This is a genomic window from Kitasatospora sp. NPDC092948 (assembly GCF_044754805.1).
Lineage (GTDB): Bacteria > Actinomycetota > Actinomycetes > Streptomycetales > Streptomycetaceae > Kitasatospora.
In genome coordinates, this window is the sequence record NZ_JBIVPU010000001.1 from 804,377 (window position 1) to 826,246 (window position 21,870).

Below are 21,870 nucleotides of genomic sequence, written 5' to 3' on the forward strand. Positions count from 1 at the left end.
GATCTGATGAGCCATCAAATAGGCGGAGACGTCCAGCAGATCAGCACGCCGGTGCAGCACGCCGCGCTCGCCCACCCCATGCGCCAGCGCCTGCTGTTCGCGCTGAGCGCCCGGCCGTCGACGATCAGCCGGCTCGCCGCGCAACTGGGCGCGAACAAGGGCAGCGTCTCCCACCACCTCGGGGTGCTGTGCCAAGCCGGGCTGGTGCAGAGCGCCGGGACACGACGGGTGCGCGGCGGCACCGAGAAGTACTACCGGCGGGCGGCCGAGCGGCTCCTGGTCGCCGAACCGCGGCCCGAGGGCACCGCCGCGCTGTTCGGCGCCGTCGCCCAGGAGCTGGAGCGCTCGCCCGCCGACCACCTCCTGACGCTGCGCCACATCCGGCTCACCCCCGCCAGGGCGGCGCGGCTCGCCGAGGCGCTGGCCGCGCTGGTCGACGAGGCGGAGGAGGACACGGAGGGCGAGCCGGTGCACGGCCTGCTGGTGACGCTCTACCAGCAGGCCGGCACATGAGGTTCCCTTCCCGCCGGCGGGGCCGGGGGCTCAGGAGGCCCGCAGCTCCGCGCGGGCCAGGGCCACCACCGACAGCAGCAGCACCACCGTGCCGAGCAGCGCCGACGGCGTGAGCGGCTCGTCCAGCACGGCGGCGGCGATCACCGTCGCGCTCAGCGGTTCGATCAGTGCCACCACCGACGCCGTGGCGGCGCGGATCACCGCCGCGCCCGCGAAGTACAGCGCGTACGCGAGGGCGGTCGGCACCGTCGCCAAGTACCCGAGCAGCAGCAGCGTCGACGGCAGGGCGTGCGCCGCCGGCACGAGGCCCTCGGCGTACGCGAACGGGGCCAGGCAGAGCGCGCAGATCGCGAACGACCGGAGGGTGGTGACGGCCGGGTCGTCCACGACGCCCGTGCGGGCCCAGTGCCGGGTGGCGACGGTGATCGCCGCGTAGCCGGCCGCGGAGGCCAGTGCCCAGGCCAGGCCGGCCGGGTCCACCCCGGTGTCCGTCCCGCCGCCGAGCACCAGCACCGCGAGGCCCAGCAGCGCCCCGGCGACCGCCGAAACCCCGGCGCGGCCCAGCCGTTCGCCCATCAGCAGGCGCCCGCCGAGCGCCACCATCACCGGCGCCGAGCCCAGCGTCACCACCGTGGCCACGGCCAGGCCGGTGTGCCGGACCGCGAGGAAGTACGCGGCCTGGAAGAGCGTCAGCCCCAGGCCGTTCAGCAGCGTGCGGACGGGCGAGGGCCCGGGCCGCCCGCCGGCGCCGCGGCCCGTCCGCAGGGCCAGCAGGACCGCGGCGCCGCCGAGCGAGCGCCAGAACGTCAGGGCGAGCGGCCCCAGTCCGCTCTGCCGGAACAGCAGCGCGGCCGCCGCCCCGGCGGTGCCCCAGGCGGTCGCGGCGAGCGCGACGTACAGCAGGCCCCGCCGCGCGGGCAGGGCGGTGTGGAACGAGAACACGGGTGAACTCCCGAAAGCCGTCATGGTCAGTGGCCACGGAAGCGGGCAGCACCGACCGGCCCGGGGCACCCCTGCACGAAACGGCAGCAGCCCGGACATGCTCAGGAAGTGGCCGGCCGCCCGCTCAGCCGACGGGAGGGGGCAGAACACCGCGATGCATGCCCGCCACTGTACGCGCACCGACCGACGGATCGTCAGAAACGCGTAGCCCGACGTCAGATCAGGGGCGGACGCCCGAGAAGGGTGAGGCGCCGGACGGTGCGCCAGCTCATCGGACGGCGGGGCGGGCAGGACGTGCGAAGGCCCTCGGCGAAGCCGCCGAACCAGGCGGTGAGGCCGGGGAGGGAGCGGATGCGGGCGAGGGTGAGGAGGAGCCAGGTAGCGAGGTAGAGGGGGACGAGCGGGGCGGGGAGGCGGCGCTTGGCGAGCCAGACGCGGTTGCGGGCGGTGTAGCGGTAGTAGACGGCGTGCCGGGCCGGGGAGGTCTTGGGGTGCTGGAGGACCACCTGCGGGTCGTACTGGATGGTCCAGCCGTCGTCCAGGGCACGCCAGGCGAGGTCGGTCTCCTCGTGGCCGAAGCGGAACTCGCCCGCCCACAGACCGGTTCGGCGCAGCATCGGCACCGAGAGGGCGTGCCCACCGCCGAGGAACGCGGTGACGGGGCCGCCCCGCATCGGGTCGGACGCCCGCAGGCGGGGGACGTGGCGGCGCTGGGTCTCGCCGTGCTCGTCCGCGATCCGGAACGCGACGATCCCCAGCCGTGGCTCGGTGGCGTACCGTTCGGCGACCCGGCGGAACACGTCGTCGGCGATCAGCAGGCCGTCGTCGTCGAGCTCCACCACCACGTCGACGTCCCCGGCGTCCAGCAGTGCCCGGAGTCCGACGTTGCGCGCGCCCGGGCAGCCCGGGTTGTCGGTGAGCGGGAGCTTCTCCAGCCCGGGCCGGTCGAGGTCGGTGAGCGGGCAGGCGCTGCCGACCAGGACGATGCGGTGCGCGGGGACGTCCTGTCGTTCCACCGAGTCCAGCAGGGCGGCGAGTTCACGTGGGCGGTTGCCCATGGTGACGATCACGACGCCGATCCGTGGTGTGTTCATCAGGCCGGACTCCGGTGCGGGGAGGGTGGGTTCGGCACCGGATCCTAGCGGTTGGGCGGGGCCGGTCAGGCCGGGTAGGCGTGGGTTTGGGTGGCTTTGACGGCGGCCCAGACGCGGGTGCCGGGGGTGAGGTCGAGGGCGGTTGCGGCGGTGGGGGTGAGGTCGGCGGCGAGGGGGAGGGGGCCGGTGAGGTCGACGCGGAAGCGGTCGCCGTGGAGGTCGAGGCCGGCGACGGTGCAGGGGAAGAGGTTGCGGGCGCTGGTCTCGGGGCGGTGGCGGTGCAGGGTGACCGCGTCGGGCGGGAAGGCGACGAAGGCGGGGCCGGTCAACTCCTCGTCGGTGGCGAGGACCTGGCCGTCGGGGAGGGTGACGTGGCGGCCGCTCGCGGTGCCCTGGTACAGGTTGAGGCCGACCAGGCGGGCGATGTAGTCGGTGCGCGGGCGGCGGGCCACCTCCGCCGGGAGGCCGGTCTGGACGACCCGGCCGGACTCGATGACGACGAGGCGGTCGGCGAGCACCATCGCGTCCAGCGGGTCGTGCGTGACGAGGACCGCGACGGCTTCGAACTCGGTGAGGTGGCGGCGGAGTTCGGCGCGGACGTCGAGCCGGGTGCGGGCGTCGAGCGCGGCCAGCGGCTCGTCCAGCAGGAGCAGGCGGGGGCGGACGGCGAGGGCGCGGGCCAGGGCGACGCGCTGCGCCTGGCCGCCGGAGAGCTTCGCGGGGCGGCGGCCGGCGTGCTCGGCCAGGCCCATCCGCGCCAGCCAGGGCAGCGCCTCGGCGCGGGCGGCGGCGCGGCGAAGTCCCTTGCAGCGCAGGCCGAACGCGACGTTGTCGAGGGCGGAGAGGTGCGGGAAGAGCAGGTAGTCCTGGAAGACCACGCCGATCGGGCGCTGCTCGGCGGACCGGAAGACGCCGTCGGCGGGGGAGTCCAACTGCTGGTCGTAGAGCGAGATGCGGCCGTCCGTCAGGGGGAGCAGCCCCGCCAGGGCGCGCAGCGCGGTGGACTTGCCCGCGCCGTTCGGGCCGAGCAGGGCGACGACCTCGCCGGGCTCGGCGGTGAGCGCCACGTCGAGGGTGAACGCGCCCCGGGAGACGAGGAGTCGGGCGTCGAGGGCGGTGTTCACGGGGCGGACATCCAGCGGTCGCGCAGTCCGGCGAGGACGGCGACGGAGACGGTGAGCAGGATCAGGCTGAGCGCGATCGCGGCCTGCGGGTCGGACTCCATGGCGAGGTACACGGCCAGCGGCATGGTCTGGGTGCGGCCGGGGAAGTTGCCGGCGAAGGTGATGGTCGCGCCGAACTCGCCGAGCGCGCGCGCCCAGGCGAGCACCGCGCCGGCCCCGATGCCGGGGGCGACCAGCGGCAGGGTGACCCGGCGGAACGCGGTGAGCCGGGACGCGCCGAGGGTCGCGGCGGCCTCCTCGTAGCGAGGGTCCGCGGCACGCAGCGCGCCCTCCACGCTGATCACCAGGAACGGCATGGCGACGAACGCCTCGGCGACCACCACGCCGGCGGTGGTGAAGGGCAGGGTGATGCCGGTCGCCGAGTCCAGCCAGCGGCCGACGACGCCGTTGCGGCCGAGCACCAGCAGCAGCGCGACGCCGCCGACCACCGGCGGCAGCACCAGCGGCAGGGTGACCAGGGCGCGCAGCAGCCGGCGGCCGGGGAACTCGGTGCGGGCCAGCAGCCAGGCCAGCGGGACGCCGAGCAGCAGGGAGACGCCGGTCGCGGCGGTCGCGGAGACCAGCGACAGCCGCAGCGCCTGCCAGACCTCGGGGCCGGTGAGCAGCGTGGGCAGGGCGCTCCACGGGGCGCGGATCAGCAGGCCGAGCAGCGGCAGGACGAGGAAGGCGAGGCCGAGCAGGGCGGGGAGCAGCAGTGCGGCGGGGATGCGAGTGGCCCCCCGGGGCCGCCGCCGGCCCCGGGGGTGTGGTGCGGGAGTGGTTCGGGGGGTGCTCACGGGACCTGGAAGCCGGCCTCGGTGAGCACGCGACTGGCGTCCATGGAGTTCAGGTAGCCGAGGAACGCCGCGGCGCCGTTGGTGTTGGGCGCCTTGGCGAGCGGGGCGACCGGGTAGTCGTTGACGGCCTGCGCGGACTCGGGGAACTCCACGCCGTCGACCTTCGCGGCGTCCGCCTTCACATCGGTCCGGTACACCAGCGAGGCGTCCACCTCGCCGAGTTCGACCTTGGTGAGGGCGCCCTTGACGTCCTGCTCGTAGGTGGCCGGGGTGACCTCGACGCCGGCGGCCTTCAGCGCGGTGACGGCGGCGGCGCCGCACGGCACCTCCTTGGCGCACAGCGCGGTCTTCACCCCGCCGAGGTCCTTCAGGCCGGCGATGTGCTTCGGGTTGCCCTTGGGGACGGCGATCTCCAGCGTGTTGCGGGCGAAGGTCCGCGGGGTCTCGACGATCAGCTTGGCGTCGGTGACGGTCTTCATGGTGGCGGGGCTGGCCGCGGCGAACACGTCCACGGGCGCGCCGGAGACGATGCTCTGCGCGAGCGCCGAGGAGCCGCCGAAGTTGAAGGTCACCTTGGTGCCCGGGTAGGCGGCCTCGAAGCGCTTGCCGAGTTCGGTGAAGGTCTCCTTGAGCGAGGCCGCCGCGAACACCGTCACCGTGCCCTCGACCTTGGGGGCGGACTGCGTGCCGTTGTTCGACGTGGGGGTGGCGGTGCACGCGGTCAGCGCCGCCGCGAGGGCGAGCACGGAGGTGGCGGCGAGGAGGCTTCTGGCGCTGCGCATGGGTGGATTCCCCTGGTCGTGGTGGGCGGTCGCGGCGATCCGTCGGGGGCCGATCAGCCGATCATAGTGCCGCAGCTGCGGGGCTCAACAGGGCGACCCCCTCGCATCAGCGACCTTAAGGCCAACTTAAGCGCCGCATGTGCCTCGCCTCAAGCCTCGCTTTAGGCCACTGCGGAGAACCTCGCCAGGCCCCGACCGCCAAGGAATACTGACGCAATGTCAGCGAGCCCCTCCTGTTCGGGGGTTCGCCCGCCGATGGAGGGGGAACTCCATGACCGCCACCACCCACGTGCCCGGCCCGGCCGGACTGCCGCTGATCGGCTCGCTCCTCGACCTCAAACGCGATTCGCTCGCCACCTACCTCGCCGCCCGCCGCGACCACGGCGACGTGCTGCGGATAACGGCCGGCCCGCCCGGGCTGCGCGCCCAGATCTACCTGGTCGCCTCGCCCGAGGGCGTCCAGCAGGTGCTGGCCACCGACTCGGCCAACTTCCGCAAGGACAACGTCTTCTACGGCGAGATCCGGGAGAGCTTCGGCAACGGCCTGCTCACCGCCCAGGACCAGGACTACCTGCGCCAACGCCGCCTGGTCCAGCCGCTGTTCACCCGCCGCCGGGTCGACCAGTACGCGGACGCCATCGGCATCGAGACCGAGTCGCTGGTGGAACGCTGGGCCGCCGCCCCCGACGGGACGGTGGACGCCGCCGAGGAGATGTCCCGGTTCGCGCTGCGCACCGTCGCCCGGATCCTCTTCGGCCAGGACGTCGAGCAGGCGGTGGAGACCGTCCACCACGCCTTCCCGGTCCTCGCCGCCTTCGTCCGCGACCGCGGCGTCTCCCCCTTCCGGCTGCCCCGCACCTGGCCGCTGCCCGGCCACCGCAAGGCGCTGGAGGCCGAGCGCACCCTGTACGCGGTGTGCGACGGGATCATCGCCGGGCGCGCCACCGAGGGGACGACGGAGGAACGGGACGGCGAGGACCTGCTCGGCCTGCTCGCCAGGGCCCGCGACGAGGACGGCAACCAGCTCGACGCCACCGAACTGCGCGAACAGGTGCTGGTCTTCCTGCTGGCCGGCCACGAGACCACCGCCACCTCGCTGACCTTCGCCCTGCACCTGCTCGGCAAGCACCCCGAACAGCAGCGCCGGGCCCACCAGGAGGTCGCCGAGCTGCTCGGCGACGGCCGCCGGCCCACCGCCGCCGACTACCCGCGACTCCCGTACCTGACCCAGGTGCTGAAGGAGACGATGCGGCTCTTCCCGGCCGCGCCCTCGATCGGCCGACGGGCCGTCAAGTCCGTGATGGTCGGCGGCGTCGAGATCCCGGCCGGCGCGGACCTGCTGGTCTCCCCGTACGTGACGCACCGCCACCCCGACCACTGGGAGGACCCGGAGCGCTTCGACCCCGACCGGTTCACCCCCGAACGCGAGGCCGCCCGGCACCGCTACGCCTGGTTCCCGTTCGGCGGCGGCCCGCGGGCCTGCATCGGCCAGCACTTCTCGATGCTGGAGTCGGTGCTCGCGCTGGCCGTGCTGCTGCGCGAGTTCGAGATCGACGCGGTGGACACCGACGTCCCGCTCGGCCAGGGCATCACCCTGGAGGTGCACGGTCCGGTCCGGGTGAAGCTGACCCGCCGTCAGGCCGCCGAGCAGCAGCACACCGCCGGGTGAACGGCGCACCGCCCGCTCCCCGGGGCGGCGGGGAGCGGGCGGTGCGGGCGGCTCAGGAGGAGCGCACGACCTTCGACAGGCAGAGCGTGTAGGTCTGGCTGCGGCGGCCCGAGGAGCTGAACGCGGCGTCCGTCCCCGGGACGTCGTCGCAGGCGTCGTTGTTGTCGTTCTCGAAGCGGCCGACCACCTTGAACTGGGCGTCGCTGCTGGTGCAGTCCACCACGGTGACCGTCGGGTCGTCGTCGCTGCCGGTGTGGTGGATGCAGTCGCCGACGGCCGCGTAGTCCGGGTCGCTGTTCGCGGCGTAGACGATCGCGCCGACCGCCAGCACCGGCACCAGCAGGCCGAGGATCTGCACCCGCTGCCAGAGCGGACGGCCCGGCGCGGCCGGGATGCCCCAGCCGCGGGGCAGCGGCGCCGCCAGGCGGCGGATCTTCGACCAGGCGGCCAGGTTGCTCAGCATGGTGATCGGGTTGATCACCGCCGAGGCGAGGCCCCACCAGCCCTGCCAGAGGCTGTCCGAGGTCATCTTGCGCACCGTCGCCAGACCGCAGTTGCGGCAGAACGGGCCCTGCACCTTGAGGAAGCGCATCAGCACCAGGAAGCCCTGGTGGCCGCGGACCGTGGTCTCCACGGCCGGCACCGAACCGCAGAAGCGGCAGCCCGGGCCGAAGTACTCGGCGTGCGGGGCGGATGCGGTCTCGGCACCCGGAGCGGCGCTCGCGGGAGCGGCGAAAGCGTCGGTCGACGGGGGCGGGACGGGATTGGACACGTAGATCCTCGAATTGATGTTCCAACTGGGAAGTACGCGGAGGGTATCGGCTCCCGCCGACAGCCCGCACCTCAGTTCGGCCACGGAACGACCGGGGACCGTGCGGCAGGCATGGGCCGCCGGCCCATTCGAGCACACCGCGCCCACAGCGCGTGGTGCTTTTCAGATCTTCTGGTGACCATTCATCAGCTCTGGGTAACGTCCAGCGTCCCCGGATCACAAGAGCCCCGGCCCCCTGGGGCCCTGACACAACACCAGAGTGGACGAGCGCCGCCGGGCACTCGCGGGAGGCACCCATGGGATCGATGGACCACTTCAGTTTCGGCTGGCTCACCCCAGTCCTGTCCTACGCGATGGCCTGCGTCGGTGCGGCCCTCGGCCTGCGCTGCACCCTGCGCGCGATGTCCGCCACCGGCGCCTCCCGCCGCAACTGGCTGCTCACCGCCGCCGCCGCGATCGGCTCCGGCATCTGGACCATGCACTTCGTCGCCATGTTCGGCTTCACCGTGGACGGCACCGAACTGCGCTACGACGTCCCGCTGACCGTGCTCAGCCTGCTGGTCGCGATCGCCGTGGTCGGGCTCGGCGTCTTCGTCGTCTGCCACGGCCGCCACCGCAGCCGCAGCCTGCTGCTCGGCGGCCTCACCACCGGCCTCGGCGTCGCCGCCATGCACTACCTCGGCATGGCCGCCGTCCGCATCCACGGCGAACTCCACTACCGGTTCGGCACCGTGGCGCTGTCCGTGCTGATCGCCGTCGCCGCCGCCACCGCCGCACTCTGGGCCGCCGTCACCATCCGCAACGTGTACGCCGCGGCCGCCGCCTCACTGGTCATGGGCATCGCCGTCAGTTGCATGCACTACGTCGGCATGGCCGCCGTGCACGTCCACATGGAACCCGCCCGCACCGGACTCGGCGGCGCCACCCCGATGCAGTTCGTCCTCCCGCTGGCCGTGGGCCTCGGCTCCTTCCTCTTCCTCACCGCCGCGTTCGTCTCGCTCTCCCCGACCGCACAGGAGAACGCCGCCTACCGCGAAGCCGGCGAACTCGCCGTCGAGGAACTCGGCCGCGCCGCCTGACTGCCCGTCAACCCCCGAAAGGCCGCCCCGCCCCATGCGCCCACCCCGAGGCAGCACCCCCCGCAGCGGACCACCCGCCCACAGCACCCCCCGCGGCCCCGCCCGCGGCAGGCCCGGCGCCGCCGGCACCCCCCGGCGCGGCGCCCACGCCGGACCGCCCGCCGACGAAACCCCGCTGCCCACCGGCCCGTCCACCCGGCCCGGCCTGCGCCCGCGCACCGTCCGCGCCCGGATCGTCGCCGTGCTGATGCTCCCCGTGGTCGCCCTGATGGCCCTCTGGTCGTTCGCCGCCGTCAGCACCGCGGGCGACGTCGGGGAACTGCTGCGGATCAAGAACGTCGACACCACCCTGCGCGGCCCCCTCGACCGCACCGTCACCGCCCTGCAGGCCGAACGCGCCGCCGCCGGCCAACTCCTCGCCACCGCCGGCCCCGACATCGCCCGCGAGAGCGAGCTGCGCGCCGCCGCCCAGAACACCGACAGCGCCGCCGCCCCGCTCAGCCTCGCCCCCGGCTACAACCGCGCCGACGCCGAAGGGCTCGGCGGCGAGAGCGCCGACCGCCTCGACACCCTCACCCGCTCGCTGGCCACCCTTCCCGCCCTGCGCCGGCAGATCCTCGGCCACGGAGTCCGCTGGGACGACACCTACGGCGCCTACACCACCGCCGTCGACAACGCCCTCGCCGTGGCCGGCTCGCTCACCGCCCTGCAGGACCACCGGGTCGCCGCCGACGCCCGCGCGCTGCTCGAATTCGCCCGCTCCCGCGAACAACTCGCCCGCGAGGACGCCCTGTTGCGCGCCGCCGACCGGGCCGGCCGACTCGACGACGCCCAGTACCGCACCGTCCTGCAGGCCGCCTACGCCCGCACCCAGTTCGAACAGGCCTCCGCGCCGGACCTGCGCCCCGCCGACCGCACCGCACTGGCCGCCGTCACCGGCGGGTCCGACTACCAGGAACTGCGCCGCTACGAGGACGCCGTCACCGCCGCCGGCAGCCCCGCCGCCGCCCTCGCCGCCGTCCCCGCCGACCGCTGGAGCACCGTCGCCGCCACCACCGCCCACGACCTCGCCGTCGTCGAACAACAGGCCGGCCGGACCGCCGCCGAACGCTCCGACCCGTACGCCCTCGGCCTGTTCACCACCTCCGGCGCGACCGTGCTGCTCGGCCTGCTCGCCGTCCTCGCCGCGCTGCTGATCTCCGTCCGGATCGGCCACGGCCTGGTCGCCGAACTGCACGCCCTGCGCAACTCCGCCCTCGAACTCGCCGGACGCAAACTCCCCGCCACCATGCGGAGGCTGAGGTCCGGCGACGAGGTCGACGTGGACGCCGAGGCGCCGATGCGGGAACACGGCAGCGACGAGATCGGCCAGGTCCACCAGGCCCTCGACACCGTGCAGCGGGCCGCCGTCACCGCCGCCGTCGAACGCGCCGAAGTGCTCTCCGGCGTCTCCGGCGTCTTCGTCAACCTGGCCCGCCGCAGTCAGGTCCTGGTGCACCGTCAACTCACCCTGCTGGACGCGATGGAACGCCGCACCGAGGACCCCGCCGAACTCGACGACCTGTTCCGGCTCGACCACCTCACCACCCGGATGCGCCGCCACGCCGAAGGCCTGATCATCCTCTCCGGCGCCGCCCCCGGCCGCGCCTGGCGCAAACCCGTCCCGCTCACCGACGTGGTCCGCGCCGCCGTCGCCGAAGTCGAGGAGTACGCCCGGGTCGACGTCCACCCCCTCCCGGAGGCCGCCGTCACCGGCCCCGCCGTCGCCGACCTCACCCACCTGATCGCCGAACTCGTCGAGAACGCCACCGGGTTCTCGCCGCCGCACACCAAGGTCCACATCCGCGGCGAACAGGTCGGCACCGGCTACGTGGTGGAGATCGAGGACCGCGGCCTCGGCATGGGCCCCGAAGCCCTCGCCGACGCCAACCGGCGGATCGCCGCCGGCGACCAGGCCGACCTGTTCGACAGCGACCGGCTCGGCCTGTTCGTGGTCAGCCGCCTCGCCAAACGCCACAGCGTCAGAGTCGCCCTCCGCCCGTCCCCGTACGGCGGCACCACCGCCGTCGTCCTGCTGCCCGTCGACCTGCTCGACCTGCGCACCGCCGAGGCGCACCGGGACGCGCCGGCCGGACACGCCGAACCCGCCTACCCCGCGCGGCCGTTGACCCCACCCTCGGGGCCCGGCCGGGCCACCGCGCTCGCCGCTCCGCCCGTACCGCCCACGCTGCCCGCTCCGCCCGCACCGCCCACGCTGCCCGCTCCGCCCGGGACTCGGACGCCCCCGGTGACGGCGTCGCTCGCGCTGCCCGCCGACGGCGAGGACCGACTCCCGCGCCGGATACGGCAGGCCAGCCTCGCCCCGCAACTGCGCGAAGCCCCCGAACCGGCCCGGCCCGGGCTGCGCCCCGCCGCCCCTGCCGAGCGCGACCCCGCCGAGCGCGACCCCGAGCACGTCCGCACCGCGATGGCCGCCTTCCAACGGGGCTGGGCCCGCGGCAGCGCCCCCGACCCGCACCCCCTGCACCGAGGAGACCGCGACCGATGATCGGCACCGCCCACCACACCGGCGAACTCAACTGGCTGCTCGACGAGTTGGTCACCCGAACCGCCCAGGTCAAGTTCGCCGTGATGCTCTCTGCCGACGGCCTGTCGATGGGCAACTCCACCGGCCTGGCCCGCGAGGACACCGAACACCTGGCCGCCGTCGCCTCCGGCTTCCACAGCCTCGCCAAGGGCGCGGGCCGACACTTCGACGCCGGCCGGGTCCGGCAGACCATGGTCGAGTTGGAGCGCGGCTACCTGTTCGTCGCCGCCGCCGGACAGTCCTCCTGCCTGGCCGTCTTCGCCGGCCCCGACGCCGATCTCGGCCTGGTCGCCTACGAGATGGCCCGCCTGGTGCGCCGGGTCGGCGAACACCTGCACGCCGCCCCGCGCGGCCACCGGGAGGGGTGACCCCCGTTGGCCTACCCGCCGCGCCACTACCTGCCGGGCTCCCCGCCCGGCTACCCGCCGCCGCCCGACCGCCCCGTCCAGTGGTACGACGAGGCCGCCGGCCCGATGGTCCGCCCCTACGCGCTCACCGGGGGCCGCACCCGCCCCGGCCAGCCCTTCGACCTGATCGCCCTGGTGGTCACCGACGTCCCCAACCCGGCCGTGCTGCCGGTCGGCCCCGAACAGGCCGCGATCCTCCACCTGTGCCTGGGCAACGCGCTGTCCGTCGCCGAGATCGCCGCCGACCTCGACCTGCCGCTCGGCGTGGTCCGGGTCCTGCTCGGCGACCTGCTCGACGCCGAACACATCCGGGTCAGCCGCCCCGTCCCGCCGGCCCTGTTGCCGCACGAGCACATCCTCCAGGAGGTCATTCATGGACTCCGCGCGCTCTGACACCGATCTCGCCCTGAAGATCCTGGTCGCCGGCGGCTTCGGCGTCGGCAAGACCACCCTGGTCGGCGCCGTCAGCGAGATCAGACCGCTGCGCACCGAGGAGCAGCTGACGGCGGCCGGCGCCGGCGTCGACGACCTCGGCGGCGTCGAACGCAAGACCACCACCACCGTCGCCATGGACTTCGGCCGGATCACCATCCGCACCGGCCTGTCCGTCTACCTGTTCGGCACCCCCGGCCAGGACCGCTTCTGGTTCCTCTGGGACGAACTCGCCCAGGGCGCGCTCGGCGCCGTCGTCCTCGCCGACACCCGCCGGCTCACCGACTGCTTCCCCGCCGTCGACTTCTTCGAGCACCGCGGCATCCCGTTCGTGGTCGCCGTCAACTGCTTCGACGGCACCCGCGCGTTCCACCCCGAGGAGGTCTCCCGGGCCCTCGACCTCGACCCGGACACCCCCGTGGTGCTGTGCGACGCGCGGGAGCGCAGCTCGGGAAAGACCGTGCTGATCAACCTCGTTGAGCACGCCGGGAAGGTGCACGCGGCCCGGGTCCTGGCGCAGACCGGCTGTTGAGACCGGCGCCGGACCCGGGCCGACTCGGATCGCGGGGACCGTGGCACGGGGAGAACCTGGACGAGGGGCGGCAGAACTCCGTACGCAGGTCGCGAAGTCCGCGGCCGCAGTAACGCAGGAGGACGGCATGACCACGGCCAAGGACATCATGAATCCCGGTGCCCACTGGATCACCAGGAGTGACACGCTCCAACACGCCGCCGAGCTGATGAACCGGCTGAACGTCGGTGCGCTGCCCGTCGGCGACGAGACGCACAACGAACGGCTCTGCGGCATCATCACCGACCGGGACATCGTCGTGAAGTGCGTCGCGAAGGGGCACAGCCCGTCCGAGTGCATGGCGTCCGACATCATCGAGGGCACCCCGCGCTGGATCGACGCGGACGCCGACATCGGAGAGGTCCTCCGGGAGATGGAGAGCCACCGCATCCGCCGGCTCCCCGTGATCGAGGGCAAGCGGATGGTCGGCATGATCAGCGAAGCCGATGTGGCCAGGCACCTCCCGGAGGAGCAGGTCGCCGAGTTCGCCGAGCGCATCTACGCGGCGAACCCGATGTAGGCGAACCCGATGCGGGGACGGCCCCGTCAGACGGAGGCGGGGACGCCGGCGACGCGGCGCTCGCCGCCGTTGCGCTGCTGCCACAGGCGGTAGACGTCGACGGCGTCCTCGCGGTCCTGGTGGCGCATCGGCAGCCGGCGCTCCTGCCACGGCTTGGCGAACTCCTCGTAGAACGAGTTGAGTTCGAAGTACTTGCGGTCGTCGACGTAGTGCGGCTCGTACGCGTCGCGGGTGGTGAGGAAGACGACCTCGTCCGGCGAGCAGTAGTACAGCGAGCCGAGGCACATCGGGCAGGGGTGGGCCAGCACGTAGATGGTGGTGCCGGTCAGGTGCTCGGTACCGAGCCTGGTGCAGGCGTCGCGGATGGCCAGGATCTCCGCGTGGGCGGTGGGGTCGCCGGTCTGGGCGACCCGGTTGGGGCTCTCGGCGAGGATCTCGCCGTCCTTGACGATGACGGTGGCGAAGGGCCGGCCGCCCTCCATGACGTTCCGGCGGGCGAGGTCGATGGTGCGCTGGGCGAAGTCCACGGTGGCTCCTTGCAGGTGGGGGAGGTCGATCGGAACGGCTCGGCGGCTCAGAAGGGCTTGGTGGGGAGGTACTTGCCGTCGAGGGTGATGACGGCGCGCTCGCCGCCGTCCGGGTCGGCGACCTTCTTGACGTCGAGCCGGAAGTTGATGGCGGAGATGATGCCGTCGCCGAACTGCTCGTGGACCAGGGCCTTCAGGGTGGTGCCGTAGACCTGGAGCATCTCGTAGAAGCGGTACATGGTCGGGTCGGTGGGGATGCGGTCGGGCATCGAGCCGCGGACCGGGATGGTCTGCAGCACGCGGGCGTCGTCCTCGTCCAGGTCGAGGAGCGCGGCGACGGCCTTCGCCGACTCCTCCGGCAGCGGGTGCTGGCCGAGAACGGCGGCGGTGGTGAAGGCGACGGACAGGCCGGAGGCGTCGGCGATCTGCTGCCAGCTGAGGTCCTTGCGGATCTTGGCGTCGACGGCCTTGGCGGTCAGGGCCTCGCGGGCGGTCCGGGTGAACTGTGCCTGGGTCATGGGGGTCGGTTCCTTGCGTCAGGCCGCGATGGCGGCGGTGGTGGCGGTGGTGCGGTCGGGGGAGGTGAGGTCGTCGATGCGGCCGGTCGGGATGTCGTAGACCCAGCCGTGCAGGGCGACCCGGTGCTCGGCCAGCGCGCGGGCCACGGAGGGGTGGGTGGCCAGGTTGGCGAGCTGGGCGAGGACGTTCTGGCGGACCAGGGCGTCGACGTCGCCGGCCTTGGCGGTGCGGGCCAGGGAGGCGTCCGCGTGACGCAGCCAGGAGGCGACGGCCGGGGCACCGGTGAGGTCGTGGCCCTCGGCGAGGGCGGTCATCGCGCCGCAGGCCGAGTGGCCGCAGACGATGACGTCCTGCACGTGCAGCGCGGCGAGGGCGTACTCGATGCTGGCGGAGATGCCGTCGGCCCCGGGGGTGTAGGCCGGGACGAGGTTGCCCGCGGTGCGGACGACGAACAGCTCGCCGGGTTCGGTGCCGGTGATCAGCTCGGGCACCACACGGGCGTCGGAACAGCCGATGAACAGCGTGTTCGGGGTGTGGTGGGTGGCCAGATGGGCGAAGAGTTCCTTCTTGGCCGGGAAGACGTCGCGCTGGAAACGGGCGACGCCGTCGTTGATGTCCTGCATGGTCACTCCCTCTCGAGTGAGTTCCGGCCCGGTGGGCTGGTGAAATCCACCATGCATGACCTGCACCCATAGCGTCCAAGAGGCATTGGCCATGGTCTCTATTGGTGGCATCTATAGTGGCGCCCATGGCCTCCGTCGAACTGCGTCACCTGCGGTACCTGCTCGCCGTCGCCGAGCAGGGGAACTTCACCCGCGCCGCCGAGGAGCTGCACATCTCGCAGCCCACGCTCTCCCAGCAGATCAAGCAGCTGGAGACGACGATCGGCGTCCAGCTGCTGGACCGCACCGGCCGCACCGTGCGGCTCACCGACGCCGGCGCCGTCTACACCGAACACGCCCGGCGCGCCCTGCGCGACCTGGCCGCCGCCGAACGCGCCGTCCACGACGTCCAGGACCTCACCCGCGGCCAGCTGCGCCTCGGCGTCACCCCCACGTTCACCGCCTACCTGATCGGCCCGCTCACCGCCGAACTCCACACCCGCCACCCCGGCGTCGGCCTCACCTTGACGGAGACCACCCAGGACCGCATCGAGACGGCGCTGCTCGCCGACGATCTCGACCTCGGCATCGCCTTCGCCGGCGCCCACCTCCCCGGCCTGGCCGGCACCGCGCTCTTCACCGAGACGCTCAGCCTGGTGGCCGGCGCCGAACGCGCCCCGGCGCTGCCCGCCCCACTCCCGGTCGGCGACCTCCGGACCATGGAACTCGCCCTGCTCACCGGCGACTTCGCCACCCGGGGCCACATCGACGGGTACTTCGCGCAGCACGGCAGCACCCCGCGCATCTCGGTCGAGGCCAACTCCATTCAGGCCCTCACCGAGATCGTCCGCCGCACCGACCTGGCCACCGTCCTCCCCGACGCCATCACCCACGACCACCCCCACCTGAGCCCGGTCCCGCTCGACCCGCCCCTGCCGGTCCGGACCGTCACCCTGCTGCACCGCGAGGGCGCGTACCGCAGCGCCGCCGGCCGGGCGTTCACGCGGCTGACCCACGAGCTGGTGCGGGCGAGGGGGTACGCGCCGGCGAGGTGACGGGGAGTCGGCTCCCCGGCCGTCCCCGGTCCGGTGGAGGCGCGCCGGCCCGTGCGCGATGGTAAAGCGCAGGTCAGGACGTCTACCCCGGTGTAGACGGTCACTGCCGCCATCATTAAGGTATGCCTTGCCTTAGATGGTTGAGGAGAAGGAACACCCGTGTGGGACAACGCATTTCCCAGTTTCCTGATCGGGCTCAGGGAGGGACTGGAAGCGGGACTGATCGTCTCGATCCTGGTCGCGACCCTGGTCCGGTCCGGCCAGCAACGCCGCCTCCCGCAGGTGTGGACGGGCGTGCTGGCCGCCGTTGCGCTCGCGCTCAGCGTCGGTGCGGTGCTGACCTTCACCGCGGCCGACCTGCCCGGGCAGGCACAGGAGGTGTTCGGCGGCACGCTGAGTCTGATCGCGGTCGCCTTCGTCACCGCGATGGTGTTCTGGATGCGGCGCTCCGCCCGCAACCTGTCCTCGGAGATCCGCGAGAAGGTGACCGCCGCGCTCGGCATGGGCGCCGGGATGCTGGTCGTCACCAGCTTCCTGGCCGTCGGCCGGGAAGGCCTGGAGACCTCGCTGTTCCTGTGGACCACGGCACGCTCGGCCGGTGAGACGACCGGCCCGGCGATCGGCGGCGGCATCGGCCTGGTGCTGGCGGCCGGGCTCTGCTGGGGCCTGTACCACCGGGTGCTGCGGATCAACCTGACCAGGTTCTTCACCAACACCGGCATGGTCCTGATCGTGATCGCGGCCGGCGTGCTCGGCTACGGCCTGCGCGACCTCCAGGAGGGCGGCCTGCTGCCCGGTGCCCACTCCTACGCGTTCGACCTGAGCGGGACGTTGGACGCCGGATCCTGGTACGCCACCCTGGTCCAGGGCGTGTTCAACCTGACCGTCACCATGACCTGGCTCCAGGCGGTCGCCTACGTGGGCTACCTGGCCGTGGTCATGACGCTCTTCGTCCGCGGCGTGCGGGCCGCGGCCAAGCCCGCACCTGCCCCGGCGGCGACCCCGGCCGCGGAGGCGCCCGCGCCTGCCCCGGCCACGGATGTGCCTGCCCCGGCCGCAGCCGTGCCCGCCGCGGAGGCATCGGCCCCGGCCGCAGCCGTGTCCGCCGCGGACGCGTCGGCCCCTGCGGCGGAGGGATCGGCCCCGGTCGTGGCGGCTTCGGACGCGCAGAAGGCCCCTGACGCCTCGACGGCTCCCGAGGCCGGGTCGACCGACGCGGACCCGTCCGCTCCGAACCGTCGCCGCTGGCTGCTGCCCGCCGCGCTGGTCACCGTCCCGGCCGTGGTGGCCGCCGTGGTGATCGCTGCGAACGGCGGTGGCTCGGCCGCCGCCACCGTCACCGTCTCGGACGCGCAGGGCGAGTGCGGCAAGGGGTTCACCGTTCCGCAGCCCGGCCGGCACACCTTCCAGATGCACAACGCGGGCAGCCGGACCTCCGAGGTCTACCTGGTCGACCCCGCCACCCTGGCGGTCTACGGGGAAATCGAGGGCCTGGCGCCCGGCACCACCCGGCCGCTGACGGCCACCATCGGCGGCGGCGACCTGGCGTGGCGTTGCGTGCCCACCGGCGGCACCGCCGTCACCTCCGCCACCGTGCACGTCAGCGGCGGCCCGCAGACCAAGGCGGTGCTCCCGGTCGCTGCGGCGGACCTCGCCGAGCCGCTCGCCCAGTACCGGGCGTACGTCGATGCGGGGCTGGCCGAACTCGTGCCGCTCACGCAGAAGTTGCAGGCCGACGTGCAGGCCGGTGAGCTGGCCGCCGCGCGGACCGACTGGCTCGCCGCGCACCTGCGATACACCTCGCTGGGCGCCGCGTACGGCACCTTCGCCGACCTGGACAAGCGGATCAACGGCCGGGCCGACGGGCTGCCGGACGGCGTCCACGACAAGGACTTCACCGGCTTCCTGCGGGTCGAGTACGGGCTGTGGCACGGCGAGAGCGCGGCCGACCTCGCCCCGGCCACCGACCAACTCGCCGCCGACACGGCCGAGTTGCAGCAGAAGTTCCCCGGCCAGGAGTTCGCGCCGGGCGACCTGCCGCTGCGCGCCCACGAGATCCTGGAGAACACCCTCCAGTTCGAGCTGACCGCCGCCACCGACGAGGGCAGCGGAACCAACCTGGCCACCGCCCGGGCGAACGTGGACGGCACCCGGGAGCTGCTCACCGTGCTGAAGCCGCTGATCGTCGCCCGTGACGCGCACCTGCTGGACACCGTCGAGGCGGACCTGAAGCGCGTCGAGGGCCTGCTGGCCGCCGCCCACCACCCGGACGGCAGCTGGACGCCGGTGCAGCAGCTCGACCGTTCGACGCGGATCCAGCTCAACGGCGCCACCGGGCAGTTGCTCGAAGACCTCGCCCCGATCCCCGACCTCCTCGAGATCCGGAAGTCCGCCTGATGACCAGCCAGCAGCCCACCGCCGGATCCTGCCCGTTCCCGCACCAGGCCGCCGAGAGCGCCGGGTCGGCCGGGTCGGCCGGGTCGGCCGAGAGCGCCGGGTCCGCCGCCGGCTGCCCCGCCGGCCCCGGCCGGCGCAGCTTCCTCGGCACCGCGCTCGGCGTCGGCGCGGCCGGCGCGGCGCTGGCCGGTGGCGCGGGCCTCGCGCTCGGCGGCGCCCCGCAGCCGGCCGCCGCAGCCGGCCGGGACGACAGGTCGGTGCCGTTCCACGGCGCGCACCAGGCCGGTGTGCTGACGCCGCAGCAGGGCGCCGCGATGTTCGTCGCGTTCGACGTGATCGCCCAGGACCGCCCTGCGCTGGAGCAGCTGCTGCGCACCCTGACCGACCGGATCCGGTTCCTCACCGCGGGCGGCACCCCGCCGGACCTCGGCGTCGGCGCCCCGCCCGCCGACAACGGCATCCTCGGGCCGACCGTGCCCGCCGACAACCTGACGGTGACGGTCGGGGTCGGCGCCTCGCTGTTCGACGCCCGCTACGGCCTGGCCGCCGCCAAGCCGATCCGGCTCGGGCCGATGAAGACCTTCCCCAACGACAACCTTCAGCCCGCCGAACTGCACGGCGACCTGTCGCTCCAGATCTGCGCGGACAGCCGGGACACCGTGCTGCACGCGCTGCGCGACATAGCCCGGCACACCCGTGGCGCGATGCAGGTGAAGTGGCGGATCGAGGGCTTTGCGAGCGCCCCGCGCCCGGCCGGCGCACAGCGCAACCTGCTCGGCTTCAAGGACGGCATCGCCAATCCGGACGTCAACTCCGCCCGCGAGACGGACCGGCTGATCTGGGTCAACGACAGCCTCGGCGAGCCCGCCTGGGCCGTCGGCGGCACCTACCAGGTGCTGCGGATCATCCGGATGCTGGTCGAGTTCTGGGACCGGGTCTCGCTGGCCGAGCAGGAGAAGATGTTCGGCCGCCGCAAGGACACCGGGGCCCCGCTGGACGGCGCCAACGAGACCGACGTCCCCCGGTACGCCAACGACCCCGACGGCACCGCGATCCCGCTGGACGCGCACATCCGGCTCGCCAACCCGCGCACCGAGCAGACCGACGACTCCCGGATCCTGCGCCGCGGTTACAACTACGACCGGGGCGTCGACGCGGTCGGCAACCTCGACATGGGTCTGGCCTTCGCCTGCTACCAGCAGGACGTGGTCCGCCAGTTCGAGGCCACCCAGACCCGGCTGATCGACGAACCGCTGGTCGACTACATCTCGCCGACCGGCGGCGGCTACTTCTTCGTCCTGCCCGGCGTCCGCGACGACACCGACTGGCTCGGCCGCGGCCTGCTCGCCGCCGCGGGCTGACCCCACCGTTTACACCCCACTGTTGACACCCCGACGGGGTGACGGCCCCGCACTCCGGGGGCGTCACCCCGTCGCGCGTTCTCGGGGGCGACGGGCCGGGCGGTGTTCACGGCGACCGGGCCGACCGTCCCCGCCGTCGCCCGGGCTCGGCCGGGCTCGGCCGGGTTCGAGCGAGTTCGGGAGGGTTCGGCCGGTGACGTGGCCCGGCGAGGACGGTCTAGGATGACCGGCATGTTCCTCACCCGTGACTAGGACCCCGCGCGGCGACCGCCCGCCACCGACCGGTGGCGCGGTGCCTTCGGCGTCCCTGTTCACCTTCACCGGCGCGCGCTGTGCGCCGGCTTTTTCGAGGAACTCCACGATGTCTTCGTCGTCCTACGGGGCTGTGCTGCGCACGCCCGGCGCGGCCCGGCTGTTCGGTGCGGCCCTGATCGGCCGCCTCTCCTACGGCACCGTCCCGCTCTCCCTGCTGCTCGCCGTCACCGCCACCACCGGCTCGTACGCGCGGGCCGGTTGGGTGATGGCGGTGTTCTCGACCGTCAGCGTCCTGCTGTTCCCGGCGCGGGCCGGGCTGGTCGATCGGCACGGCCCGCGCCGGGCGCTGCCGCCGATGGCCGCCGGCTACGCGGTCGTGCTGGTCGGGCTGGCCGTGGTGACCTGGCGGTCCGGCGCGCCGTACCCCGTCCTGCTGGTACTGGCCGCGGCGGCAGGCGTGTTCGCGCCGCCGCTCGGGCCGGTCACCCGGGCGCAGTGGAGCCGACTGGTGACCGAGCCCGAACTGCGGCGGCGGGCCTACAGTTTGGACACCGTGGCGGAGGAACTCCTCTACGTCACCGGCCCGTTGCTGGCGGGCGTTCTCGCTTCGGCGGCCCGTCCGGCGGTGGGCCTGGTGCTCAGTGCGGCCCTCGTCCTCGGCGGGACGCTCACGCTGGCGGTCTCGATGCCGCGCGAGGAAGTCTCCACTGGCGTCAACTCGACTGCTGATAGGGCGGGTTCGCGCGGTCTGCTGTCCCGTGCCCGGCAGCCGTTGGCGGCCGCCGCCGGGGCCGGAGCGGGGCTCGGGGCGTTCAGTCTGCTGGCCGTGGTCTTCGCGGGGCGGCACGGGCGGGACGCGGATGTCGCCTGGGTGGAGGCCGCGCTCGCGGCGGGCAGCGCCGTCGGCGGGTTGGCCCTGGGGGCCGTCAACTGGCGTGCGGCGGCCGGGAATCGGCTCACCGCGCTGACTGCCGCGCTCGGCGCCGCGCTGGCCCTCGCGGCGCTCGCCCCGTCGCTGCCCGTCCTGGCGGTGATCGCCGCGTTCGCCGGACTGGCCGTCGCCCCGACCCTCACCACCGCCTATCTGCTCACCGACGAGATCGCCCCGCCCGAGCAGCGCACCCGGGCCGGGGCCTGGGTCAACACGGCTTTCAATGCAGGCAGTTCGGTGTCCACCGCGCTCGTCGGCCTGCTCGTTTCCCGCATCCCGCTGACGGTCTGCCTGCTCCTCGCCGCGATCCCCGTCCTGGCCGCCCTTGCCGCAGCCGCGCCGCCTCGACGGCGAGCGGGCGGCGTGGCGGTGGCGGAGAGCTGAGCGGGTGTTCGGCGGATCGCTGGGTCGGCTCAACTGACGTGTCGTCAGATACGTAGCTCAGTAGGTCAGTCGGCGTATTTTCCGCCGGGATTCGGACTCCGGCCTCTAGGGTGACCCGCGACGGGGGCGTCAAGGAGCGGGTCATCAAGGGGTGGAGAGAGACATGGACATCGAACTGGCGGCGGCCGTCGCCGCTGTGCGGGACGAACTGCTGAAGGCCGCCGAGGAGGGCGCGGGGAAGGACCTGGTGTTCGAAGTCGGGTCGGTGGAGATGGAGTTCGAGATCGAGGTGCGGGCCGACGCCAAGGCGGGGGGCGGGCTGAAGGTCTGGGTGCTGTCGGCGCAGGCCGAGGCGGGGGCGTCCCGGACGCGCACCCAGCGGGTGTCCTTCAAACTCACGCCGAAGAACGCGGACGGCACCGGTCTGGAGGTGGCCGGCGACCACGACCGGACCGGGCCGGGCGACCTCTCCGGCCGCGTGGGGCGTTGACGGTCGCACCGGAGGTCCGGG

General features: G+C 73.6%; 22 protein-coding genes. 13 read left to right on the forward strand and 9 right to left on the reverse strand.

The window, feature by feature from the left end; all coding sequences use genetic code 11:
* Positions 1-6: 6 nt before the first annotated feature.
* Complete coding sequence (locus ACIQF6_RS03175) at positions 7-513, forward strand: ArsR/SmtB family transcription factor (RefSeq protein ID WP_400889494.1); 507 nt, start codon at positions 7-9, stop codon at positions 511-513.
* A 30-nt stretch (positions 514-543) separates the two neighbouring features.
* On the opposite strand, the gene ACIQF6_RS03180 is transcribed toward ACIQF6_RS03175, so the two are convergent.
* The 5 genes from ACIQF6_RS03180 to modA all read right to left on the reverse strand — a co-directional run bounded on the left by ACIQF6_RS03180 (position 544) and on the right by modA (position 5,291).
* Positions 544-1,455 carry a DMT family transporter gene (locus ACIQF6_RS03180; RefSeq protein ID WP_400889496.1) on the reverse strand — a complete coding sequence of 304 codons (912 nt, stop codon included), beginning with the start codon at positions 1,453-1,455 and terminating at the stop codon, positions 544-546.
* Positions 1,456-1,670: 215 nt separating this feature from the next.
* Positions 1,671-2,549, reverse strand: a complete 879-nt coding sequence (locus ACIQF6_RS03185; RefSeq protein WP_400889498.1) for a glycosyltransferase family 2 protein — start codon at positions 2,547-2,549, stop codon at positions 1,671-1,673.
* 65 nt (positions 2,550-2,614) lie between these two features.
* Positions 2,615-3,688 (reverse strand): ABC transporter ATP-binding protein, encoded by a 1,074-nt coding sequence (locus ACIQF6_RS03190; protein WP_400890095.1) that lies wholly within the window; start codon positions 3,686-3,688, stop codon positions 2,615-2,617.
* On the reverse strand, positions 3,670-4,509 hold the full coding sequence (locus ACIQF6_RS03195; protein WP_400889500.1) for an ABC transporter permease: 840 nt from the start codon (positions 4,507-4,509) through the stop codon (positions 3,670-3,672). The genes ACIQF6_RS03190 and ACIQF6_RS03195 overlap by 19 nt, the downstream gene beginning before the upstream one ends.
* Positions 4,506-5,291 carry a molybdate ABC transporter substrate-binding protein gene (modA, locus tag ACIQF6_RS03200; RefSeq protein ID WP_400889502.1) on the reverse strand — a complete coding sequence of 262 codons (786 nt, stop codon included), beginning with the start codon at positions 5,289-5,291 and terminating at the stop codon, positions 4,506-4,508. Before modA ends, ACIQF6_RS03195 begins: the two co-directional genes overlap by 4 nt.
* Positions 5,292-5,562: 271 nt before the next feature.
* Between modA and ACIQF6_RS03205 the strand changes: the two genes are divergently transcribed.
* Complete coding sequence (locus ACIQF6_RS03205; protein WP_400889504.1) at positions 5,563-6,960, forward strand: cytochrome P450; 1,398 nt, start codon at positions 5,563-5,565, stop codon at positions 6,958-6,960.
* 52 nt (positions 6,961-7,012) lie between these two features.
* On the opposite strand, the gene ACIQF6_RS03210 is transcribed toward ACIQF6_RS03205, so the two are convergent.
* Positions 7,013-7,732 carry a hypothetical protein gene (locus ACIQF6_RS03210; protein WP_400889506.1) on the reverse strand — a complete coding sequence of 240 codons (720 nt, stop codon included), beginning with the start codon at positions 7,730-7,732 and terminating at the stop codon, positions 7,013-7,015.
* 296 nt (positions 7,733-8,028) lie between these two features.
* On the opposite strand from ACIQF6_RS03210, the gene ACIQF6_RS03215 reads away from it, so the two are divergent.
* The 6 genes from ACIQF6_RS03215 to ACIQF6_RS03240 all read left to right on the forward strand — a co-directional run bounded on the left by ACIQF6_RS03215 (position 8,029) and on the right by ACIQF6_RS03240 (position 13,328).
* Positions 8,029-8,811 carry an MHYT domain-containing protein gene (locus ACIQF6_RS03215; protein WP_400889508.1) on the forward strand — a complete coding sequence of 261 codons (783 nt, stop codon included), beginning with the start codon at positions 8,029-8,031 and terminating at the stop codon, positions 8,809-8,811.
* A 34-nt stretch (positions 8,812-8,845) separates the two neighbouring features.
* Entirely contained in the window at positions 8,846-11,359 is a 2,514-nt protein-coding gene (locus ACIQF6_RS03220; protein ID WP_400889510.1) for a nitrate- and nitrite sensing domain-containing protein, read from the forward strand.
* The gene (locus ACIQF6_RS03225; RefSeq protein ID WP_400889512.1) at positions 11,356-11,766 is read left to right on the forward strand and encodes a roadblock/LC7 domain-containing protein; all 411 of its coding nucleotides are present in this window, start codon (positions 11,356-11,358) and stop codon (positions 11,764-11,766) included. Before ACIQF6_RS03220 ends, ACIQF6_RS03225 begins: the two co-directional genes overlap by 4 nt.
* Positions 11,767-11,772: 6 nt before the next feature.
* Positions 11,773-12,198, forward strand: coding sequence for a DUF742 domain-containing protein (locus tag ACIQF6_RS03230; protein WP_400889514.1), 426 nt, complete (start codon positions 11,773-11,775; stop codon positions 12,196-12,198).
* Positions 12,179-12,769 carry a GTP-binding protein gene (locus tag ACIQF6_RS03235; RefSeq protein ID WP_400889516.1) on the forward strand — a complete coding sequence of 197 codons (591 nt, stop codon included), beginning with the start codon at positions 12,179-12,181 and terminating at the stop codon, positions 12,767-12,769. The genes ACIQF6_RS03230 and ACIQF6_RS03235 overlap by 20 nt, the downstream gene beginning before the upstream one ends.
* Before the next feature lie 127 nt (positions 12,770-12,896).
* Complete coding sequence (locus ACIQF6_RS03240; protein ID WP_400889518.1) at positions 12,897-13,328, forward strand: CBS domain-containing protein; 432 nt, start codon at positions 12,897-12,899, stop codon at positions 13,326-13,328.
* Positions 13,329-13,354: 26 nt separating this feature from the next.
* On the opposite strand, the gene ACIQF6_RS03245 is transcribed toward ACIQF6_RS03240, so the two are convergent.
* Genes ACIQF6_RS03245 through ACIQF6_RS03255 form a run of 3 tightly spaced genes read right to left on the reverse strand, consistent with a single transcriptional unit; the run spans position 13,355 to position 14,997 of the window.
* Positions 13,355-13,855: a nucleoside deaminase gene (locus ACIQF6_RS03245; protein WP_400889520.1), complete on the reverse strand. Its 501-nt coding sequence runs from the start codon at positions 13,853-13,855 to the stop codon at positions 13,355-13,357.
* Positions 13,856-13,902: 47 nt separating this feature from the next.
* On the reverse strand, positions 13,903-14,373 hold the full coding sequence (gene cynS, locus ACIQF6_RS03250; RefSeq protein ID WP_400889522.1) for a cyanase: 471 nt from the start codon (positions 14,371-14,373) through the stop codon (positions 13,903-13,905).
* 18 nt (positions 14,374-14,391) lie between these two features.
* A complete protein-coding gene (locus ACIQF6_RS03255) occupies positions 14,392-14,997 on the reverse strand; it encodes a carbonic anhydrase (protein WP_400889524.1) in 606 nt (201 codons plus the stop codon).
* Positions 14,998-15,122: 125 nt separating this feature from the next.
* Here ACIQF6_RS03255 and cynR point away from each other — a divergent pair, with 125 nt between their 5' ends.
* The 5 genes from cynR to ACIQF6_RS03280 all read left to right on the forward strand — a co-directional run bounded on the left by cynR (position 15,123) and on the right by ACIQF6_RS03280 (position 21,849).
* On the forward strand, positions 15,123-16,031 hold the full coding sequence (gene cynR / locus ACIQF6_RS03260) for a transcriptional regulator CynR (protein WP_400889526.1): 909 nt from the start codon (positions 15,123-15,125) through the stop codon (positions 16,029-16,031).
* Between the two features lie 159 nt (positions 16,032-16,190).
* On the forward strand, positions 16,191-18,428 hold the full coding sequence (efeU, locus tag ACIQF6_RS03265) for an iron uptake transporter permease EfeU (protein ID WP_400889528.1): 2,238 nt from the start codon (positions 16,191-16,193) through the stop codon (positions 18,426-18,428).
* On the forward strand, positions 18,428-19,789 hold the full coding sequence (efeB, locus tag ACIQF6_RS03270; RefSeq protein ID WP_400889530.1) for an iron uptake transporter deferrochelatase/peroxidase subunit: 1,362 nt from the start codon (positions 18,428-18,430) through the stop codon (positions 19,787-19,789). Before efeU ends, efeB begins: the two co-directional genes overlap by 1 nt.
* Positions 19,790-20,150: 361 nt before the next feature.
* The gene (locus tag ACIQF6_RS03275; protein WP_400889532.1) at positions 20,151-21,359 is read left to right on the forward strand and encodes an MFS transporter; all 1,209 of its coding nucleotides are present in this window, start codon (positions 20,151-20,153) and stop codon (positions 21,357-21,359) included.
* Positions 21,360-21,522: 163 nt separating this feature from the next.
* A complete protein-coding gene (locus ACIQF6_RS03280; RefSeq protein ID WP_400889534.1) occupies positions 21,523-21,849 on the forward strand; it encodes a trypco2 family protein in 327 nt (108 codons plus the stop codon).
* The last annotated feature ends 21 nt before the right edge of the window (positions 21,850-21,870 follow it).

What these genes read in the sequence shown, in the direction of transcription:
- ACIQF6_RS03175 (WP_400889494.1), top strand. Translation starts at nt 7, where the DNA reads ATGAGCCATCAAATAGGCGGAGACGTCCAGCAGATCAGCACGCCGGTG.
- ACIQF6_RS03185 (WP_400889498.1), bottom strand. Translation starts at nt 2,549, where the DNA reads ATGAACACACCACGGATCGGCGTCGTGATCGTCACCATGGGCAACCGC.
- modA (WP_400889502.1), bottom strand. Translation starts at nt 5,291, where the DNA reads ATGCGCAGCGCCAGAAGCCTCCTCGCCGCCACCTCCGTGCTCGCCCTC.
- ACIQF6_RS03205 (WP_400889504.1), top strand. Translation starts at nt 5,563, where the DNA reads ATGACCGCCACCACCCACGTGCCCGGCCCGGCCGGACTGCCGCTGATC.
- ACIQF6_RS03215 (WP_400889508.1), top strand. Translation starts at nt 8,029, where the DNA reads ATGGGATCGATGGACCACTTCAGTTTCGGCTGGCTCACCCCAGTCCTG.
- ACIQF6_RS03220 (WP_400889510.1), top strand. Translation starts at nt 8,846, where the DNA reads ATGCGCCCACCCCGAGGCAGCACCCCCCGCAGCGGACCACCCGCCCAC.
- ACIQF6_RS03225 (WP_400889512.1), top strand. Translation starts at nt 11,356, where the DNA reads ATGATCGGCACCGCCCACCACACCGGCGAACTCAACTGGCTGCTCGAC.
- ACIQF6_RS03235 (WP_400889516.1), top strand. Translation starts at nt 12,179, where the DNA reads ATGGACTCCGCGCGCTCTGACACCGATCTCGCCCTGAAGATCCTGGTC.
- ACIQF6_RS03240 (WP_400889518.1), top strand. Translation starts at nt 12,897, where the DNA reads ATGACCACGGCCAAGGACATCATGAATCCCGGTGCCCACTGGATCACC.
- cynS (WP_400889522.1), bottom strand. Translation starts at nt 14,373, where the DNA reads ATGACCCAGGCACAGTTCACCCGGACCGCCCGCGAGGCCCTGACCGCC.
- ACIQF6_RS03255 (WP_400889524.1), bottom strand. Translation starts at nt 14,997, where the DNA reads ATGCAGGACATCAACGACGGCGTCGCCCGTTTCCAGCGCGACGTCTTC.
- cynR (WP_400889526.1), top strand. Translation starts at nt 15,123, where the DNA reads ATGGCCTCCGTCGAACTGCGTCACCTGCGGTACCTGCTCGCCGTCGCC.
- efeB (WP_400889530.1), top strand. Translation starts at nt 18,428, where the DNA reads ATGACCAGCCAGCAGCCCACCGCCGGATCCTGCCCGTTCCCGCACCAG.
- ACIQF6_RS03275 (WP_400889532.1), top strand. Translation starts at nt 20,151, where the DNA reads ATGTCTTCGTCGTCCTACGGGGCTGTGCTGCGCACGCCCGGCGCGGCC.
- ACIQF6_RS03280 (WP_400889534.1), top strand. Translation starts at nt 21,523, where the DNA reads ATGGACATCGAACTGGCGGCGGCCGTCGCCGCTGTGCGGGACGAACTG.